This is a genomic window from Blastococcus tunisiensis (genome assembly GCF_900112815.1).
GTDB classification, from domain to species: Bacteria; Actinomycetota; Actinomycetes; order Mycobacteriales; family Geodermatophilaceae; genus Blastococcus_B; species Blastococcus_B tunisiensis.
Window position 1 is genome coordinate 154,116 of the sequence record NZ_FOND01000004.1, and the last position, 17,348, is coordinate 171,463.

The window sequence follows — 17,348 nt, forward strand, 5'->3', positions numbered from 1 at the left end:
AACGTTCGCCGGCGGAAACGCCCCGGCAAACGGCGGCGGCCAGGGTCTCCCCAGCGGCGCCACCGGGGCCCGCCGGACTCCCGGGAGAACCCATGGCCATCTCCGATCGACCCACCACGGGCACGCCACCGGCCGTGCCCGTCAGCCCCCGCACCCCCGAGCCGGTGGTCCGCGGCCTGTCCGGCTCACTGGGCGTCGGCGCCATCGTGCTGATGGTCGTGGCGGCCGCGGCCCCGCTGACCGTCGTCGCCGGGTCCGTCCCGATCGGCATCGCCGTCGGCAACGGCGCGGGCTACCCGGCCGCGTACATCGTCAGCGCGGTGATCCTCGCGCTGTTCGCCGTCGGGTTCGTCGCGATGACCCCGCACGTCCCGCAGGCCGGTGCCTTCTTCTCCTACGTGCAGCGCGGGCTCGGCCGCGGCGCGGGCCTGGGTGCGGCGCTGGTCGCGCTGATCACCTACGTCACCATCCAGGGCGCGGTCTTCGGCTACATCGGCGCCGCGATCGGCGACTACCTGGACCAGTTCGGCGTCCCGGAGGTGCCGTGGTGGCTCTGGACGGCGGGCGTGATCGCCGTCATCGGGGTGCTCGGCTACCGGCACATCGAGCTCTCCAGCAAGGTGCTGGGCTTCGCGCTCGTCGCCGAGATCGCCGTCGTGGTGCTGCTCGACCTGGCCATCATCGCGCGCGGCGGCGGCCCCGAGGGCTTCTCGACCGCCGTGTTCACCCCTTCGGAGGTGTTCTCCGGCGCCCCGGCGCTGGGCCTGATGTTCGCCATCGCCGGGTTCATCGGCTTCGAGGCGACGGCGGTGTTCCGCGACGAGGCTCGCGACCCCGAGCGCACCATCCCGCGGGCCACCTACGTCTCGCTCGCCGTCATCGGCACCTTCTACGCGGTCTCCAGCTGGGCGCTGATCAGCGCGTGGGGGGACGAGGCCGCCGTCGAGGTCGCCGGCGCCGATCCCGCGGGCATGGTCGTCACCACCACGGCCGACTACGTGGGCGGCATCGCCGGCGACGTGCTGAACGTCCTGCTCATCACCAGCCTGTTCGCCTGTGCGCTGAGCTTCCACAACGTGCTGTCGCGGTACTACTTCACCCTGGGCAACACCGGCGTGCTGCACCGCGGCCTGGGCAGCGCGCACGCCCGGCACGCCTCACCCAGCTCGGCGTCGCTGACCCAGACCGTGGTCAGCGTCGTCCTCATGGCCGTCTGCGTCGTCGCGGGCCTCGACCCGGTGCTGGAGATCTTCACCTGGCTGGCCGGTGTCGCCACCGTCGGCATCGTCGCGCTGATGCTGCTCACCTGCGCCGCGGTGCTGGTGTTCTTCCGCCGCACCCGGGTCGACACCCGCCCGTGGCAGACGCTGATCGCCCCCGCCCTCGGGCTGCTCGGCCTGGCCGCGATCCTCGTCGTCCTCGTGCAGAACCTGGCCCTGCTGATGGGCGGCTCGACCGCGCTCGGCGTCGGCGTCGTCGTGCTGCTGGCGGCTGCGCTCGCCGGCGGACCGGTCCTCGCCCGGCTGCGCCCCGACGCCGCTCTCCCCGTCCCCGAGTGAGCCCTTCCCCTGCACCCCTCCGAGGAGTACGCATCATGACCATGACCGCCACGGTGGACGCCGCCGACGGGATCCCCGCCGCGGCAGGGGTCCGCGTCGGTCCCGGCCGCGTCGCCGCCGTCCTCGCCCTGGCATCGGCGGCGGTGCACCTGCTGCTGGTGGACGCCTCGTCGCTGGGCTCCCTGGTCATGGTGGCGATGGCGGCGGCCTGCCTGCCGTGCGCCTGGCACCTGTGGCGCTCCCCGACCCCGTCGGTGTGGGGGACGACGGCGGCGATCGACACCGCCATGCTGCTGCTGCACGCGCAGATGCTGGCCGGCGTCTCCGGGCACACCGGACACGGCGGCGCGCCGGCCGGGTCGCTGATGTGGCTGGGCCTCGGCCTGGTCGGCGCCCAGCTCGCGGTCGCCGGGGCGGCGGTGCTGCGCCGCTGACCGGCCGGCCGCTCCCCCGGCTGCCACCATGGGCAGCAGCGACGGGAGGAGGGACCGGTGGACGACGGCGCGCTGGTGCTGCCGAGCGTCGGCCCCGACCCGCTGCCGCTGGGCACGGCGCTGGCGGCCGCCGTCGGGTACGCCCGGGGACGGCGGCCCTTCCACTACCGGGCGCCGAACGCGCGCACCGGCCGATGGGTGGAGATCCCGGCGTTCGGCTACGAACGGTTCGACCGGCGTGCCGGGTCGCCGGGACCCCTCGGGGAGGCCGACATCCTCACCGCCGAGGGGCTGCACGGCCGGCTGGACCCCGAGTCCTGGGCGGCGCTGAAGGCGGTGCTGGACGACGTCGCGCCGCTGGCCGAGGCCGCGGTCGAGCGGGCCGCCGGGCGTACTTTCGCCGAGCTCCCGGGCGAGGAGTTCTCCGTGCTCGCCGAGCCCGGGACGGTGGGGGCGGTGCTCCGCCGCACCTGGCAGCACTGCACGGACACGCCCGGCGTCTCCCCCCAGCACGTCCTGGCCGCGCTGCACTCCCGCCGCCCGTCGCTGTTCCCGCTGCTGAGCCGCACCACCCGCTGGCAGCTGTTCCCGCACGTGGGCGAGGGCGACAGCGGGGTGGAGGCGGTCATCCACCGCGAGCTGGGCGCCAACGCCGCCGCGTTCGGCCGGCTCGAGGGGGAGCTGGCGGCCCTGGACCTGCGACTGGGCCGGCTCCGGCTGCACGACGTCCTGCTGTGGCTCAGCGGCACCCTGCGGCTGACCCACGCGGTGGCCCTGGGTCAGGCGCTCCAGGCGGGATCGCGCCCGGTCTGACCGAGCACCCGGTCGAGCACCGGGGCGTCGTCGGCGACCGGCACGACGGGTCCGTAGATCTGGTCGCGCAGCTCCGGAGCACCGGCGGCCAGCCCGACGCCGTAGGCCAGGCACGCCTGCGCGGTGGCCGGGTCGGCGCGGTACTCCTGGCCGGTCGCGGCGGCGAGGTCCCACCCGTGCACGAGCACCTCGTTGAGGCCGACGAGGCCGACCTCGTCGGCCGGCAGCGCCATCCCGGCGATGGTGGTGGTCCCGCTCCACGCCCCGGGCCGGTGCCAGGCCGCGGCGAGGGCGGCCAGCTGCGCCGGCAGCCGGGTGCGCCAGTCCGGGGCCAGGTGCGCGGCGTCCGGCTCCGCTCCCCCGGTCCCCTCGGCCTTCTGCGCCGCCCGGGCGAACGCGGACGTCAGCCCGACCAGGTGGTCGAGCAGCACGGCCACGTTCAGATCCGCGCACGGCGTCGGCTGGCACAGCTGGTCGTCCCGGACCCCGGCCACGATGCGGGCCACCTCGTCGGTCTGCGGTGCCAGGTCGAGCGTCGTCGTCTGCATGCCCTGTCCGACCGGGCGAGGCGGCCGAACTCATCGGCGCGGTCGGCGTCGTCGGTTGCCGGGTGCGGCGGTGACCGGCAGCCTGCGACGGGTGAGCGATCCCTTCGACCTCCAGCGGTTCCTCGACGCCCAGGCGCACACCTACGACCAGGCGCTCGCCGAGCTGCGCGCCGGGCAGAAGCGCACGCACTGGATGTGGTTCGTCTTCCCGCAGGTGGCCGGGCTCGGCCGCAGCGGGATGGCTCAGCGGTTCGCGCTCTCCGGGCTGGAGGAGGCACACGCCTACCTCGCCCACCCGACCCTCGGCCGCCGGCTGGTGGAGTGCGCCCGCGTGCTCACCCGGCTGGACACCACCGACGCCGACCAGGTGTTCGGGCCCGTCGACGCGATGAAGCTGCGCTCGTCGATGACCCTGTTCGCGCACGCGGACCCCGGCGAGCCGGCCTTCCGCGAGGTGCTCGACCACTGGTTCGCCGGAGTCGAGGACGAGGCGACCACCCAGCGGATCTGAGAATTTCCGCCGCCGGATGTCGAGAACGCCGGCACGGCTCCGTCCCCGGGGTGCACGCGGCCACAATGGGCCGCAGCGTTCCCGAGGAGAAGACGATGGCCAAGTACCTGCTGCTCAAGCACTACCGGGGCGCACCGGCGGCGGTCAACGACGTGCCGATGGACCGGTGGACGCCCGCGGAGGTCACCGCCCACATCCAGTACATGCAGGACTTCGCCACCCGGCTCGAGGGCACCGGCGAGTTCGTCGACGGGCAGGCGCTCGCCCCGGACGGCATGTGGGTCCGCTCCGACGGCGAGGGACGGCCGCCGGTCACCGACGGCCCGTTCGCCGAGACCAAGGACCTGATCGCCGGCTGGATGATCATCGACGTGGACAGCCAGGACCGGGCGGTCGAGCTGGCCGGCGAGCTGTCCGCGGCGCCGGGCGCCGGCGGGAAGCCGATCCACGAGTGGCTCGAGGTGCGCCCCTTCCTGGCCGCGCCACCGACCATCACCGAGTGAGCCGACGGTGGACGAGGCGCTGCTGCGGGCGGTCGTCCCTCCGGTGATCGGGATCCTCGGCCGCCGCGGAGCCGACTTCGCGGCGGCCGAGGACGCCGTGCAGGACGCCCTGGTCGAGGCCCTGCGGGTGTGGCCGGCCGACCCTCCGCGGGACCCGCAGGGCTGGCTGGTCACCGTGGCCTGGCGCCGGTACCTCGACGCCGTCCGGGCCGACACCTCCCGACGGCGCCGCGAGGTGCTGGTCGAGGAGGAGCCGGCACCCGGGCCCGGCGCGGAGACCGACGACACCCTGCAGCTGTACGTCCTGTGCGCCCATCCGTCGCTCTCCCCGGCGTCGGCGGTCGCCCTCACCCTGCGGGCGGTGGGCGGCCTCACCACGCGGCAGATCGCGCAGGCCTACCTGGTGCCGGAGGCCACCATGGCCCAGCGCATCAGCCGGGCGAAGCGGACCGTCTCCGGCGTCCGCTTCGACGCCCCCGGGGACGTCGGCACGGTGCTGCGGGTGCTCTACCTGGTCTTCAACGAGGGCTACTCCGGCGATGTCGACCTCGTCGCGGAGGCGATCCGGCTGACCCGCCGGCTGGCGGCCAGGATCGACCACCCGGAGGTGGCCGGCCTGCTGGCCCTGATGCTGCTGCACTCCGCGCGGCGCCCGGCGCGGACCTGCCCCGACGGCAGCCTGGTCCCCCTCGCCGAGCAGGACCGCGGGCTCTGGGACACCGCGCTCATCGCCGAGGGCGTCGAGGTGCTGCAGGCCGCGCTCGCCCGTGACCGCCTCGGCGAGTTCCAGGCCCAGGCCGCGATCGCCGCGCTGCACGCCGACGCCCGCACCGCCGCGGAGACCGACTGGGTGCAGATCGTCGAGTGGTACGACGAGCTGGTGCGGCTCACCGGCAGCCCGGTCGCCCGCCTCAACCGCGCCGTCGCGGTCGGCGAGGCCGACGGCCCCCGGGCCGGCCTGGCCGCGCTGGCCGAGCTGGACCCCACCCTCCCCCGCTGCACCGCCGTCGCGGCGTACCTGCACGAGCGGGACGGCGACCCGGCCACCGCGGCGCGGCTGTACGCCGACGCCGCCCGTGCCGCACCCAACCTCGCCGAACGCGACCACCTCACGAAGCAGGCCGCCCGGCTCAACGCGAGCCTTCGCGACGGGACGCGCTGAGCCGCGACGCCCTGACCGGGAGCGTGCGGCTGCTCGAGGGGTCCGCTCCCCGACGTGGGCCGGCTCGGCCACGCGTCCAGGAGGGTCAGGTCACCGCCCGTCCCGGAACTGATCCCGGAAATCCGGGACAGCTGTACCTGGGGGGCGGGACGCGCCTCTACCTAGCGTCGACCGTGTCCGACCGAGCCGAAGCCCGAGGTACCCGATGACCGCCGTCCTCGCCCGCCCGACCGTCCCCCGCCCGCGCACGTCGGCGGAGGACGCCCCCCGGCACACCCCCGCGGTGGCCTACCAGCGGGTGCTGCACCAGGCCCTGCGTCGCGAGTTCCGGCTGCTGTCCGACCTGGCGGGCTGGGCACCGGCCGACGACGCGGGCCGCGCCGCCGACCTCACCGGGCACGCCGACCTGCTCGCCCGCGTGCTGCTGCAGCACCACACCACCGAGCGGGAACTGCTGTGGCCGGCGCTCTTCCGCGTGCTCCCGGCACGCGAGGACGACACCGCACGCGACGCCGTCGCCTACTGGACCAGCCGTGCGGCCCTGCTCGACCACATGCTCCGCGACCTCTCCACCGTCGCCCGGCAGTGGGCGGTCGCCCACACGCCGCCGGCCCGCGACGCCTTCGCCCGGGCCTGCGCGCGGGTGGCCGACACCGTGGACGCGCACCTCACCGCCGAGGAGCGCGACCTGCTGCCCCTGGTCGCGCGGTTCCTCACCGACACCGAGTGGACGGCGGTCGGCCGGGCGGCGACGACGACGCTGTGCGGCCGCGACCAGCTGCTGCTCCTGGGCCTGGTGCTGGAGGACGCCTGCGCCATCGACCGGGCCCGCGTCATGATCGGGCTGTCGCCCGCGACCCGCACCGCGTGGCGGGTCGTCGGCCGCCGCAACTACCGCGCCGCCGTCGTCCGGCTGCGCGGCGCCCCGCCGGCCGCCTGAGCCGGGCGCCACCGGCTGCCGGACCGTTCGTCGCCCGGGGGGGTTACCGGAACGCAATGACCCCGGGAGTGTGAGCGCCGGAGGCATCGGGAACGCTCGAACGGTGAGCGAAGACAACAGCGGTTCCGGTTACGTCGAGGCCGAGTACACGCGCGACTCCCAGTACATCTCCGACCGGATCACCGCGGACGGCTCGAGCCGCTGGCCGGTGGAGCCGGGCCGCTACCGGCTCGTCGCCGCCCGGGCCTGCCCCTGGGCCAACCGTTCCATCATCGTGCGGCGGCTGCTCGGCCTGGAACCGGCCATCTCCCTCGGCCTGTGCGGCCCGACGCACGACGAGCGGAGCTGGACCTTCGACCTCGACCCCGGCGGCCGCGACCCGGTGCTCGGCTACGAGCGGCTTCAGGAGGCCTTCCTCGCCCGCGACCCCGACTACTCGCGGGGCATCACGGTGCCGGCGATCGTCGACGTGCCCAGCGGCGCCGTCGTCACCAACGACTTCCCGCAGATCACCCTCGACTTCTCCACCCAGTGGACCGCCCACCACCGCGACGGCGCCCCGGACCTCTACCCCGAGCACCTCCGGGCGGAGATGGACGACGTGATGGAGCGCATCTACACCGAGGTCAACAACGGCGTGTACCGGTGCGGGTTCTCCGGCTCCCAGCGCGCCTACGACAAGGCCTACCAGCGGCTGTTCACCGCGCTGGACTGGCTGGAGGACCGGCTCGAGCACCGGCGGTTCCTGATGGGCGGGCAGATCACCGAGGCCGACGTCCGGCTGTTCACCACCCTGGTCCGGTTCGACAGCGTCTACCACGGCCACTTCAAGACCAACCGGCAGAAGCTGTCGGAGATGCCGGTGCTGTGGGCCTACGCGCGCGACCTGTTCCAGACCCCCGGGTTCGGCGACACGATCGACTTCCCGCAGATCAAGGAGCACTACTACGTCGTCCACAAGGACATCAACCCGACGCAGATCGTCCCGGCCGGACCCGACACGTCCGGCTGGCTGATGGCGCACGGCCGGGACCAGCTCAGCGACCGGCCGTTCGGCGACGGCACCCCGCCCGGCCCGGTGGCCGCGGGCGAGGAGGTTCCGCCCGGCCACGGGCCCGGGGGCATCCCGCACCGCTGAGCCTGTGGACAACTCCTGAGCGGCCCGGGGCCGGCTGCCACGGTGAGCCACATGACGACGACTCCCCCGCTGGCCGATGTCCCGATCCGCTCCGCCTCCGACCTGACCGACCGCTGGGCACTGCTGCTCGACCCGCCCGTCTTCGGCGCCCGCAGCCTCTGGCTGACCTGGTTCGGCGCCGACGGCCGCATGCTGCCGATGGTCGTGCCGGTCGAGGAGCTGCCACTCGTGCCGGAGCCCGCGATGCTCATGGGCCTGCGGGAGATCTGCAGCTCGGTCATCGAGGACCAGCTGGGCGGTCACGGGCACCTCGCCATGGCCCTGTGCCGGCCCGGGACCCCGGTGATCACCGAGGACGACGACGAGTGGGCCGAGGAGCTGCGCTCCGCCCTCGACGAGGGTCGGATCGACGGCACGTGGAGCCTGCACCTGGCCGCGGGCGGGGGCGTCGTGCCGCTCGTGGAGGCACCGCCGTGGGTGTGATCGCGGTAGCGCGTGCCACCGGTCGGCGTGCCGGGTGGCCGTTCACCCGATCGCGCGGTGCACGGTCGGCTGTCCACAGGGAACGAGAAGACCGGGTCTCGAACTGGCTAGTCTCCCGCTGTGCGTGATCTTCGGGGACTGCGTCGCGCGGTGATCGGTGTCCTGCTCGGGACGGCGGTGCTGACCGGCTGCTCGGAGAAGCAGGAGGCCAGCGAGACGCTGCCGTCGTCCACCGCCGCGGAGACGAGCGAGGCACTGCCCGAGCTGGGACCGGCTGACTTCCCCGTCCCCGACGAGGCGCGCACGAAGGACGCCGAAGGAGCGGAGGCCTTCCTCAGGTACTGGATCGACCTCCTCAACCGCCAGCAAGCCATACCCGACGGCCAGCCGCTGCGCGACCTCTCGACCAGTGACTGCTATGAGTGCCTACGCATCGCGAAAGCCTTTGATGACGCCTCGGCTTCCGGGTGGCGCTATGAGGGCGGCGAGCTCTCGCTGAACGATCTGGCTGAGCCTCAAGTGAACGGCAATGAAGCATCCCTTGTGTTCGGTGCCCGCGTAGAAGCACTCACGGTCCGTGATTCGTCCGGGGCGCCAGTTCCGGGCGGGACGGGGGAAATCGCCCCTAACGCTGGCTCCGGAGTAACACTCGTATGGTCGGAGAGGCGCCAGCACTGGTCGGTGGCCGGGATGACCATCGGATGATCCGCACCGTTCGGGCTATTGCGGCATGTGTTCTTGGGGTACTGGCCGCCTTGCTGCCTATAACGGCCGCCGGAGCCTGCATTCAGATTCACTGCCCTGTTGACCTCGACGATGGTGCCGCCACCGTCACGTACGAAGGGGCCGGTGTACCGGCGATTGTTGGTGCGCAAGGCACCGAGGTAGCCGACTTCGCGTGGAGGCTTTTCGACCGCTGCTTGTCCGCCGCAGAGGCCACCGGTTACTGCTCACCAACAGATGTGCTGGCATGCCCGCCGGCGGAACCTGGCCGTGTAGTCGGCTTCTTTGTAGTTGAACGGCGTCCGATTGTCCGGGACGACCTCACTTACGTCAGCTCGGACGATCCTGGTCAGGTCCTGGCTGCCCCGGGCGGCTTCGCCGCCGGAGACCCCGTTGGCTCATGGCGATACGTCCGTGAAGGCTGTTTCGACATCACTCCGCTGAATCCGCCGCCGTCGGGGGCCGAGGTGTTCAGCTACTTCGAGCGGCTTCCGCTCCCCCAGCTGACCACCCAGCACCAGCCTCCGGGGAACGGTCTCAGCGGGCTGCCGGTCATCTTCTACACCGAATCCCCCACGACGCAGACCTTCACCGTCGACATCCGCGGCTTCAGCGTCGTCATCGAGGCCACCGCCGAGCAGTTCACCTGGCACACCGGCGACCCCACCGGGCAGCTCGTCACCACCGACCCCGGCCTGCCCTACCCCGACCAGACGATCGAGCACTCCTACCGGTCGGGCACCTACACCGCCTACCTCACGGTCACCTGGGGCGCGACGTTCACGGTCGACGGCAGCGCCGCGGCCGACGTCCCCGGGACGACGACCACGGACGGCCCGCCCGTCACCTTCGACGTCCTCCAGGCCCGGCCGGTCCTCACCAACTCTTACGACTGAGACGCCGGCCGCCGGGGTCAGCGTGCCTCGTAGACCTCGATCTCGGCCACCCCGGTGTTGCCCCCGCTGGTCCGCTCGGCATCGATCTGCAGCACCTGACCGGTGAAGGCCACGTCGTTCAGGACGATCGCGGTGCCGGCGTCGAACGGGCCGTAGGTCTCCCCGCCGTCGACGGTCACCGTGAAGCTCTCGACGACGGACGAGCCATCGCTCATCGACCGGCTGCGCAGCGTCATGCCGACCACGTCCACCGGCCGCCCCAGGTCGATCGTGATCGACGCGTCGTCGCCGTCCCCGTCGCTGGACCACTCGGTGGTGAGGTCGCCGTCCACGGCGTTGCCCCCGCCGAACGCCTCGGAGAACTCGGAGCTGACGGCCACGACGTCCGCCCCCACGGCCGCGTTCTCGCCGGGCGCCCCCTCCCCCGCCGGCGGCGTCCGGAAGCTCATCAGCTCGCTGCGGTACAGGTTGCCGTCGGCGCCGGAGCCCTGGACCCGGTAGAAGTACTCGGTGTCGGGCTGCAGCCCACCCATGACCGCCTCGTGGTCGGCGTGTGCCCCACCACCCATGTCGGCATCGGTCGCGATGCCGTCGCCGAGCGACTCGTCGCGGCCGAACACGACGGCGCACGCCATGTCGCGGTCGGTCGAGACGCGCAGCGTCGCCGACGTGCCGGACGGGTCGGGCACCACCACGGGGTCCTCGACGAACACCGACTCGGCCGCCAGGACCTCGGCACCAGCGGCGTCCTGGTCGTCCGACCCGCCGCAGCCCGACAGCACCAGGACGAGCCCGGCCACGGGCACCAGGACCGGGCGGAGCGCTCGTGACCTCATGGGCGGTCAACGGCCGCCGGGCGTCCGCCGTTCCGGGCCCGCTCGACACACGCAGCGGGACGGGGATCAGTCGACGACGGCCAGGACCGCCTCGGCGAGCAACTGCTGCCCCTCCTCGGAGGGGTGCACGTCGTTCGGCAGCACGAGCCCGGCCGCGACGGAGTCCCCGCCGGCCGCACCCGCCCGCGCCCGGAACGCCTCGAAGCCGTCCGCGACGTCCGCCCCGTTGGCCGCCGCGATCCGGGCGATCCCCCCGCCGAGTGCCTCGGTGGCCCGGCCGAACGCGTCCGCGTAGTCGAGCGCGTAGTACGTGACCACGACGATCTGCCCGTCGTAGCCGGCCTCCTCCCGCAGCGCGGACAGGATGGTCCCGACGTTCGCCTGCACGTTCTGCGCCAGCGCCTGGAGGTCCGCCGGGTCCGCGCAGCGGCTCGGCGTCGACTGCTGGCAGAGGAACGCGTCGTTGGCCCCGATCTGCAGGGTCACCAGCTCGACGTCCTCGTTCTCCGCCAGCGTCTGCACCGCGAGGTCCAGCTGCGACTGGTCCAGCGACTCGTACTGGACGTGCAGGGGGTAGGCGGTCCGGTAGCCGAACGTCGACCGGAGCGTGTTGCTGCAGCCGTTGCTCTGCGCCGCGGCGTCGAGGAAGCTCGCCGTCGTCTCGCCGGGGCAGGAGGCGTTGAGCACCTCCAGCCCGAGCTCCTCGGCCACCAGCTCCGGGTAGCCGACGAAGTTGTCCTCGTCGCGGAACTCGGCCACCGCGCTGCCGCGGAAACCGAAGGGCACCGAGTCGCCGAGCGCCAGGTACGTGCCGGCCGATCCAGTGCCGGCCGACTCCTCGGCGGCCGACGGACCGGCCGCCGCGCTCCCGGAGGCCGAGGCCTCCGCCGAGCCGCCGGACGAGCACGACGTGGTGGCGACGACGCACGCGCCCACCGCGACCGCGATCCGACCCAGCCGGCCGACCATGCCCGTTCCCCCACTCGCTCGCCGCCGACCCGGGCGGTCGGCGCGCCGGGCGCCACAGTAGGTGCCGCCACCGTCGCTGCGCGCTGCGCCGGGTCGGACGGGCAGCGCCCGCGCTCGTAACACCGGTGTCACGGTCGGCGTAACACGACATGCTTAGCGTCGGGCCGACCCCCGACATCGAGTCCCCCCGGGAGAACACCGTGACGCTCCTCGCCGCTACACCGCAGGACTCGGACACCGCCGGCCCCGGCCACCCGCTCGAGCCGCTGGCGCCGGAGGAGTTCTCCACCGCGGCCGCCGTGCTCCGCGCCGACCCCCGGTTCCCCGAGGGCACCCGCTTCGTCTACCTGGAGCTGGCCGAGCCGCCGAAGGACGTCGTCCTGGGCTGGACACCCGGCGCCGGCTGGGACCGGCAGGCCGCGGCCGTGCTGCGCAATCCCCGGCTGCGGGCCACCTACGAGGCGGTCGTGTCGCTGAGCACGTCCAGCGTCGTGTCCTGGCGGCCGGTCGAGGGCGTCCAGCCGCCGATGATGGCCGAGGAGTTCATGGCCTGCGAGGAGGTCGTGCGCGCCGACCCCCGCTGGCAGGAGGCGATGCGCGCCCGCGGGGTCGAGGACTTCTCGCTGGTCATGCTCGACCCGTGGGCGTCGGGCTACACCGGCCCCGGCGACGACCCCGCCGGGCGGCGGCTGGCCCGCCCCCTCTCCTTCGTCCGGTCCGGACCGGAGGACAACGGCTACGCCCGCCCGGTCGAGGGCCTCATCGTGACGGTCGACCTCGACGTGATGGAGGTGCTGGAGGTCGCCGACCACGGCGTCGTCCCGCTCCCCCCGCAGCCGGGCAACTACCTGCCCGAGCTGCTCACCGAGCCGGGCAACGTGCCGGCGTTCGGCGAGCTGCGCGCCCCGATGAAGCCGATCAGCATCACCCAGCCCGAGGGGCCCAGCTTCACCGTCGACGGGCACGCGGTCTCGTGGGGGCCGTGGCGCCTGCGGGTCGGCTTCACCCCGCGCGAGGGCCTGGTGCTGCACGACATCGGGTACGTCGACAAGGGCCGGCTGCGACCGGTGCTCTACCGCGCGTCGCTGAGCGAGATGTTCGTGCCCTACGGCGATCCCCGCCCCACCCACTGGAACAAGAACGTCTTCGACGAGGGCGAGTACGGGCTCGGCTGGCTGGCCAACCCGCTGGAGCTCGGCTGCGACTGCCTGGGCGAGATCCACTACTTCGACGGGCACGTCAACGACCAGGACGGCGAACCCGTGCGGATCGGCAACGCGATCTGCATGCACGAGGAGGACGCCTCCATCGGCTGGAAGCACACCGACTTCCGCACCGGCCGGGCCGAGGTCCGCCGCAACCGCCGCCTCGTCATCTCGATGATCGCCACGGTCGGCAACTACGACTACGGCTTCTACTGGAACCTCTACCTCGACGGCTCCATCGAGTTCGAGATCAAGCTGACCGGCATCCTGTCCACCGGCGCCCTGCCGGTCGGGGAGGACCCGGTCTTCGGGACGACGGTGGCCCCGGGGCTGATGGCGCCCAACCACGAGCACTACTTCAGCGTGCGGCTGGACATGCAGGTCGACGGGCAGCGCAACAACCTGCTCGAGGTCGACTCGGTGTCCGAGCCCGCGGGCCCGGGCAACCCGCACGGCAACGCCTGGCGCACCCGCCGCACCCACCTGGCCAGCGAGTCCCAGGCGCAGCGGCTGCCCGATCCACTGGCCGGCCGGGCCTGGCTGGTCAGCAGCGCGGAGACCACCACCGCGCTGGGCGCCCGGCCCAGCTACAAGATCGAGCCGGGCCCGTACACGTCGCCGCTGTGGCAGGACGGTTCGGAGCAGGCCGACCGCGGCGGGTTCGCCACCCGGCAGCTGTGGGCGACCCCGTACGACCCGGCGGAGCGCTTCGCGGCCGGGGACTACGTCGCGCAGAACCCCGGCCCGGACGGCCTGGTCGCCTACACCGCCGGCGACCGGCCGCTCGTCGACGCCGACCTGGTCCTCTGGTACACCGTCGGCGCTCACCACGTCGTCCGGCCCGAGGACTGGCCGGTCATGCCGGTGACCAAGGTGGGCTTCCACATGAAGCCGTTCGGCTTCTTCGACGGCAACCCGATGCTGGACCTGCCGGCCGAGGGCAGCCACTGCGCGCCGACCGTCGCCGGCGGCACCGAGGGCGGGTGCGGGGAGGGCTGCACCTGCGGCCACTGAGCCGCCGGCCCGGGACGGCCTCCCCGTCCCGGGCCGGGGCTCCCTCGCCGCGCCCGTCCGACGGACGGCGCCCTCAGACGATCCGGATCCGGAGACGGCGGAACCCGCGCCCCTTGTTCTCCATCTTCACGACCTCCACCCGGCCGACCATCGACGTCGAGGCGACGTGCGTGCCGCCGTCGGCCTGGGTGTCGAGGCCGACGATGTCGACGATCCGCACCTCCTCGATGTCGGGCGGCAGCAGGTTGGTCGCCGTCCGGATGATGTCGGGAATGGCGAACGCCTCGTCGCGCGGCAGCGTCTTCACCTCGATCGGCCGGTCTGCGGCGATCTCGGCGTTCACCGCCTCGGCGAGGCGGTCCTTGAAGTCCGGCGGCACCTCGGCGAGGTCGAAGTCCATCCGCGCGGTCAGCGGCTCCATGTTGCCGCCGGTCACCAGCGCCCCGAAGTCCCGGAAGACCACGCCGGTCAGCACGTGCAGCCCCGAGTGGGTGCGCATGAGCCGGGTGCGCCGCTCGTCGTCGAGCGCACCGCGGACCGCCGTCCCCACGGGCGGCACCGGGTCGCCCTCCACCGGGACCAGGTAGAACTCGTCGCCCTTGCGGGTGCCGGCGATCCGGGTGCGCACACCGCCCCAGATCAGCACCCCCTCGTCCGGCGGCTGGCCGCCGCCCCCCGGGTAGAAGGCCGACCGGTCGAGCACGATGCCCTGCTCCGGATCGGCGGCCAGCACCGTCGCGTCCCACTCCCGGACGGTGGAGTCGGCGAGGTCGAGGCGGTGGGTGTGCCCGTGGTGGTGGGTCTCGGTGCTCACGTCGGCATCGTGCCCGCCCGCCGACGGACGACGACAGGTCCTCCTCCGCCGAGTGGACCGGAACTGCCGCCAGACGTTGCCCCCTTCGCCCGACGCGCGCACAGTCGAAGGGTGCGGCGGGGCCGCAGGGGCGCCGCCCGCTCCGGAGAGGAGTGGTGGCATGTACGCCCGTTCCACCACCGTGCGAGGGACACCGCCGGCCATCGACGCCGGCATCGACTACGTCCGCGAGACGGTCATGCCGACGGTGCGGGACATGGACGGCTGGGTCGGGCTGTCCATGCTCTGCGACCGGGACACCGGCAGGTGCATCGTGACCACCGCGTGGGCGGACACCGACGCACTGCACGGCAGCGCCGGCGCCGTGGCGGCGATCCGGCAGCGGACCGCGGAGATCCTGGCCGGCGATGCGGAGACCGAGCAGTGGGAGATCGCGCTCCTGCACCGCAGGCGCGAGACGCACCACGGCGCCTGCGCCCGCCTGATCCGGGCCGACGGCGACCCGGACCGGCTGGAGCAGGTGCTCGAGACCATCCGGACGGCGCTGCTGCCGCGGATCGAGGAACTGCCCGGGTTCGTGAGCGTCAGCGTGCTGGTCGACCGGGACCGCGGCCGCCTCGCGGCGGCGGTGAGCTACGACAGCCGGCTGTCGATGGCCGAGGCCGAGCGAGCCGGCATGTCGCTGCGCGAGGAGTTCAGCGGCCGGACCGGGACGGCGATCACCGACGTCGCGGCCTACGACATCGCGCTGGCCCACCTGAGGGCCCCGGAGACGGTCTGACCGCGACGGTCAGGTCACCGTCCGGAGACCCCGTCGCACCTCGTCCGGGGTGCAGCCGTACTCGGCGCGGAACGCCCGGCCGAAGGTGGCCTGGTCGCGGAACCCGCAGCCGTGGGCCACCTCGGCGACGGTGACCCGGGTCCCGGCCCGTTCCAGTTCCCGGCGGGCCGCGGTCAGCCGCAACCGGCGCACGTACCGGCTCGGCGTCTCGTCGCGCGCCGCGAACACCGCGTACAGCGAGCGCAACGAGACGAACCCCGCGGCCGCCATCGCCGCCGGAGAGAGCTCCGGGTCGCGCAGGTGCGTGCGGACGTAGGCGGTCACCCGCGCCCACGTCGAGGCGTCCCCGGGAACTGCCTCGCGCTGCAGCGCTGCCGTCAGGAGGTCGACGGCCGCGTCCGCCACCGGCGCGTCGAGCCCACCCTCCAGGCTGCCCGCGGACTCCAGCGTCGTCCCGAGCAGCGCCGTGAGCAGCCGCACCCCGCCACCCCCGAGCAGCCGCGCTCCCGGCCGGGCGAGCGCCGGGACCCGTGCCGCGGGCAGCAGCAGCGTCCACTTGTGCAGCGGGCCGGGCACCACGAAGCGCACCGACTCGCTGCTGCGCCACACCAGTGCCGACCCCGGCCGCACCACCAGCCGCTCGTCGTCCACCTCGACCAGTTCCTCGCCGGCCCGCACGAACAGCACCCCCACCGAGTCGCTGTCGGTCCGCGCGTGCTCGGCCCGCCCCCGGTGCCCGGCGCACGGTCCGCACCGGCAGTCGACGAGGGTGAGATCGCCCAGGCGGTAGTCGGTGAGGCTCTCGGCCGGCGCGGGCCCGCCGGACTCCCCCGGCTGCAGCGCCCACGGCAGGTGGCTGGCGCTGATGGCCTCCCGCCAGGCGTCCACCCGGTCGGCGGCCGGCACCGCGGCGGGGTTCCACGACACCGCCTGCAGACCCATCGCCGTCGTCCTCCCGCCGCCGTGCCCGGCATGCAACCCCGTCCTCCCTCCGGGCGCAAGGTCTGCGCGGGACGCCGCACCGGGTGCACGCATCGTCGCGACCCTCGTCCCCGGAGCGGCGAGGGTCGAGGCGAGCGGCCACGGCGGCCGCACGAGGAGGCGACATGCGCGAGGACGTGGAGTTCCGGACCGAGGACGGCGTGACGCTGCGCGGCTGGCACTACTCCCCCGACGGCATCGACGGACCGGCACCGCTCGTGGTGATGGCCCACGGCTTCTCCGCCGTCAAGGAGCACCTGCTCGACGACTTCGCCCAGCACTTCGCTGCGGGCGGCCTCGGCGTGCTGGTCTACGACAACCGCAACCTCGGCGCCAGCGACGGCAGCCCGCGCGGCGAGATCGACCCGTGGCAGCAGGTGCGCGACTACCGGACGGCGATCACCTGGGCGGGCACCCAGCCGTGGGCCGACCCGGACCGGATCGGCGTCTGGGGCTCCAGCTACAGCGGCGGCCACGCGCTCGTCGTCGCCGCCCTCGACCGCCGCGTGAAGTGCGTCGTCTCGCAGGTGCCGCTGGTCAGCGGACTGCAGAACGCCCGCCGCCTCATCCGGGCCGATGCCTTCGCCGGCCTCCGGGCCGCCTTCGACGCCGACCGCGCCGCCCGCTACGCCGGGTCCGAGCCGGCCATGATCCAGGTCGCCTACGAGAAGGACCCCGCGGAGATGGCGGCGCTGCCCACCGAGGACACCCACGACTTCTTCTTCGGACCGGTCCAGGACCGGGCGCCGAGCTGGCGCAACGAGGTCACCCTGCGGTCGGTGGAGATGTTCGTCGAGTACGAGCCCGGCGCCTACATCGCCGACATCTCCCCCACCCCGCTGATGATGGTCGTCGCCGCGAAGGACCACCTGACCGTCGCCGACCTCACGCTGGAGTACTACGAGCGCGCCAAGCAGCCCAAGGAGCTCCTGGTGCTGCCGGTCGGGCACTTCGACGCCTACGTGGACGACGCCTTCGCCGTCTCCGCCCCGGCGCAGCTGCGCTGGTTCCGCACCCACCTGGGCTGACCTGGTCACC

Annotated in this window: 19 protein-coding genes; 14 read left to right on the forward strand and 5 right to left on the reverse strand. The window is 73.6% G+C overall.

Features of this window, described 5'->3' with window-relative positions; all coding sequences use genetic code 11:
* The first annotated feature begins 92 nt into the window (after positions 1–92).
* The 3 genes from BM142_RS06820 to BM142_RS06830 are packed head-to-tail and all read left to right on the forward strand — an operon-like array spanning position 93 to position 2,806.
* Positions 93–1,559: an APC family permease gene (locus BM142_RS06820; RefSeq protein WP_092196027.1), complete on the forward strand. Its 1,467-nt coding sequence runs from the start codon at positions 93–95 to the stop codon at positions 1,557–1,559.
* A gap of 35 nt (positions 1,560–1,594) precedes the next feature.
* On the forward strand, positions 1,595–1,993 hold the full coding sequence (locus BM142_RS06825; protein ID WP_092196028.1) for a hypothetical protein: 399 nt from the start codon (positions 1,595–1,597) through the stop codon (positions 1,991–1,993).
* A gap of 57 nt (positions 1,994–2,050) precedes the next feature.
* Positions 2,051–2,806, forward strand: coding sequence for a DUF6308 family protein (locus BM142_RS06830; RefSeq protein WP_092196029.1), 756 nt, complete (start codon positions 2,051–2,053; stop codon positions 2,804–2,806).
* On the opposite strand, the gene BM142_RS06835 is transcribed toward BM142_RS06830, so the two are convergent.
* The gene (locus tag BM142_RS06835) at positions 2,773–3,354 is read right to left on the reverse strand and encodes a TIGR03086 family metal-binding protein (RefSeq protein WP_092196030.1); all 582 of its coding nucleotides are present in this window, start codon (positions 3,352–3,354) and stop codon (positions 2,773–2,775) included. The two genes, BM142_RS06830 and BM142_RS06835, sit on opposite strands and share 34 nt — an antisense overlap.
* Before the next feature lie 91 nt (positions 3,355–3,445).
* Here BM142_RS06835 and BM142_RS06840 point away from each other — a divergent pair, with 91 nt between their 5' ends.
* The 8 genes from BM142_RS06840 to BM142_RS06875 all read left to right on the forward strand — a co-directional run bounded on the left by BM142_RS06840 (position 3,446) and on the right by BM142_RS06875 (position 9,710).
* The gene (locus BM142_RS06840; protein WP_092196191.1) at positions 3,446–3,865 is read left to right on the forward strand and encodes a DUF1810 domain-containing protein; all 420 of its coding nucleotides are present in this window, start codon (positions 3,446–3,448) and stop codon (positions 3,863–3,865) included.
* A 65-nt stretch (positions 3,866–3,930) separates the two neighbouring features.
* Complete coding sequence (locus BM142_RS06845; RefSeq protein ID WP_254790608.1) at positions 3,931–4,368, forward strand: YciI family protein; 438 nt, start codon at positions 3,931–3,933, stop codon at positions 4,366–4,368.
* A 7-nt stretch (positions 4,369–4,375) separates the two neighbouring features.
* A complete protein-coding gene (locus BM142_RS06850) occupies positions 4,376–5,530 on the forward strand; it encodes an RNA polymerase sigma factor (RefSeq protein WP_092196032.1) in 1,155 nt (384 codons plus the stop codon).
* A 205-nt stretch (positions 5,531–5,735) separates the two neighbouring features.
* Positions 5,736–6,470 (forward strand): hemerythrin domain-containing protein, encoded by a 735-nt coding sequence (locus BM142_RS06855; protein WP_092196033.1) that lies wholly within the window; start codon positions 5,736–5,738, stop codon positions 6,468–6,470.
* Positions 6,471–6,573: 103 nt separating this feature from the next.
* Positions 6,574–7,608, forward strand: coding sequence for a glutathione S-transferase family protein (locus tag BM142_RS06860; RefSeq protein WP_092196034.1), 1,035 nt, complete (start codon positions 6,574–6,576; stop codon positions 7,606–7,608).
* A gap of 51 nt (positions 7,609–7,659) precedes the next feature.
* Positions 7,660–8,091, forward strand: coding sequence for a hypothetical protein (locus tag BM142_RS06865; RefSeq protein WP_092196035.1), 432 nt, complete (start codon positions 7,660–7,662; stop codon positions 8,089–8,091).
* A gap of 120 nt (positions 8,092–8,211) precedes the next feature.
* Positions 8,212–8,796, forward strand: coding sequence for a DUF6318 family protein (locus BM142_RS06870; protein ID WP_139228795.1), 585 nt, complete (start codon positions 8,212–8,214; stop codon positions 8,794–8,796).
* Between the two features lie 485 nt (positions 8,797–9,281).
* On the forward strand, positions 9,282–9,710 hold the full coding sequence (locus BM142_RS06875) for a hypothetical protein (RefSeq protein ID WP_092196037.1): 429 nt from the start codon (positions 9,282–9,284) through the stop codon (positions 9,708–9,710).
* Positions 9,711–9,727: 17 nt separating this feature from the next.
* Here the strand turns inward: BM142_RS06875 and BM142_RS06880 are convergent, their stop codons facing one another.
* Together BM142_RS06880 and BM142_RS06885 are read right to left on the reverse strand one after the other, a co-directional pair.
* Complete coding sequence (locus BM142_RS06880) at positions 9,728–10,546, reverse strand: discoidin domain-containing protein (protein ID WP_092196038.1); 819 nt, start codon at positions 10,544–10,546, stop codon at positions 9,728–9,730.
* Positions 10,547–10,612: 66 nt separating this feature from the next.
* Complete coding sequence (locus BM142_RS06885; RefSeq protein ID WP_092196039.1) at positions 10,613–11,515, reverse strand: SGNH/GDSL hydrolase family protein; 903 nt, start codon at positions 11,513–11,515, stop codon at positions 10,613–10,615.
* 200 nt (positions 11,516–11,715) lie between these two features.
* Here BM142_RS06885 and BM142_RS06890 point away from each other — a divergent pair, with 200 nt between their 5' ends.
* Positions 11,716–13,734 carry a primary-amine oxidase gene (locus BM142_RS06890; RefSeq protein WP_217640617.1) on the forward strand — a complete coding sequence of 673 codons (2,019 nt, stop codon included), beginning with the start codon at positions 11,716–11,718 and terminating at the stop codon, positions 13,732–13,734.
* Between the two features lie 73 nt (positions 13,735–13,807).
* Here BM142_RS06890 and BM142_RS06895 read toward each other — a convergent pair whose 3' ends face one another.
* Positions 13,808–14,548: an alanyl-tRNA editing protein gene (locus BM142_RS06895; protein WP_092196041.1), complete on the reverse strand. Its 741-nt coding sequence runs from the start codon at positions 14,546–14,548 to the stop codon at positions 13,808–13,810.
* A 160-nt stretch (positions 14,549–14,708) separates the two neighbouring features.
* On the opposite strand from BM142_RS06895, the gene BM142_RS06900 reads away from it, so the two are divergent.
* On the forward strand, positions 14,709–15,329 hold the full coding sequence (locus tag BM142_RS06900) for a hypothetical protein (RefSeq protein WP_092196042.1): 621 nt from the start codon (positions 14,709–14,711) through the stop codon (positions 15,327–15,329).
* Between the two features lie 9 nt (positions 15,330–15,338).
* On the opposite strand, the gene BM142_RS06905 is transcribed toward BM142_RS06900, so the two are convergent.
* Positions 15,339–16,271, reverse strand: a complete 933-nt coding sequence (locus BM142_RS06905; protein ID WP_175527142.1) for a helix-turn-helix domain-containing protein — start codon at positions 16,269–16,271, stop codon at positions 15,339–15,341.
* Positions 16,272–16,354: 83 nt separating this feature from the next.
* Between BM142_RS06905 and BM142_RS06910 the strand changes: the two genes are divergently transcribed.
* Positions 16,355–17,338 carry an alpha/beta hydrolase gene (locus BM142_RS06910; protein ID WP_256381280.1) on the forward strand — a complete coding sequence of 328 codons (984 nt, stop codon included), beginning with the start codon at positions 16,355–16,357 and terminating at the stop codon, positions 17,336–17,338.
* The last annotated feature ends 10 nt before the right edge of the window (positions 17,339–17,348 follow it).

Bases quoted from the DNA above. Each gene is read 5' to 3' on its own strand.
- BM142_RS06880 (WP_092196038.1), bottom strand. From the start codon at position 10,546: ATGAGGTCACGAGCGCTCCGCCCGGTCCTGGTGCCCGTGGCCGGGCTC.
- BM142_RS06835 (WP_092196030.1), bottom strand. From the start codon at position 3,354: ATGCAGACGACGACGCTCGACCTGGCACCGCAGACCGACGAGGTGGCC.
- BM142_RS06865 (WP_092196035.1), top strand. From the start codon at position 7,660: ATGACGACGACTCCCCCGCTGGCCGATGTCCCGATCCGCTCCGCCTCC.
- BM142_RS06825 (WP_092196028.1), top strand. From the start codon at position 1,595: ATGACCATGACCGCCACGGTGGACGCCGCCGACGGGATCCCCGCCGCG.
- BM142_RS06900 (WP_092196042.1), top strand. From the start codon at position 14,709: ATGTACGCCCGTTCCACCACCGTGCGAGGGACACCGCCGGCCATCGAC.
- BM142_RS06905 (WP_175527142.1), bottom strand. From the start codon at position 16,271: ATGGGTCTGCAGGCGGTGTCGTGGAACCCCGCCGCGGTGCCGGCCGCC.
- BM142_RS06845 (WP_254790608.1), top strand. From the start codon at position 3,931: ATGGGCCGCAGCGTTCCCGAGGAGAAGACGATGGCCAAGTACCTGCTG.
- BM142_RS06855 (WP_092196033.1), top strand. From the start codon at position 5,736: ATGACCGCCGTCCTCGCCCGCCCGACCGTCCCCCGCCCGCGCACGTCG.
- BM142_RS06885 (WP_092196039.1), bottom strand. From the start codon at position 11,515: ATGGTCGGCCGGCTGGGTCGGATCGCGGTCGCGGTGGGCGCGTGCGTC.
- BM142_RS06820 (WP_092196027.1), top strand. From the start codon at position 93: ATGGCCATCTCCGATCGACCCACCACGGGCACGCCACCGGCCGTGCCC.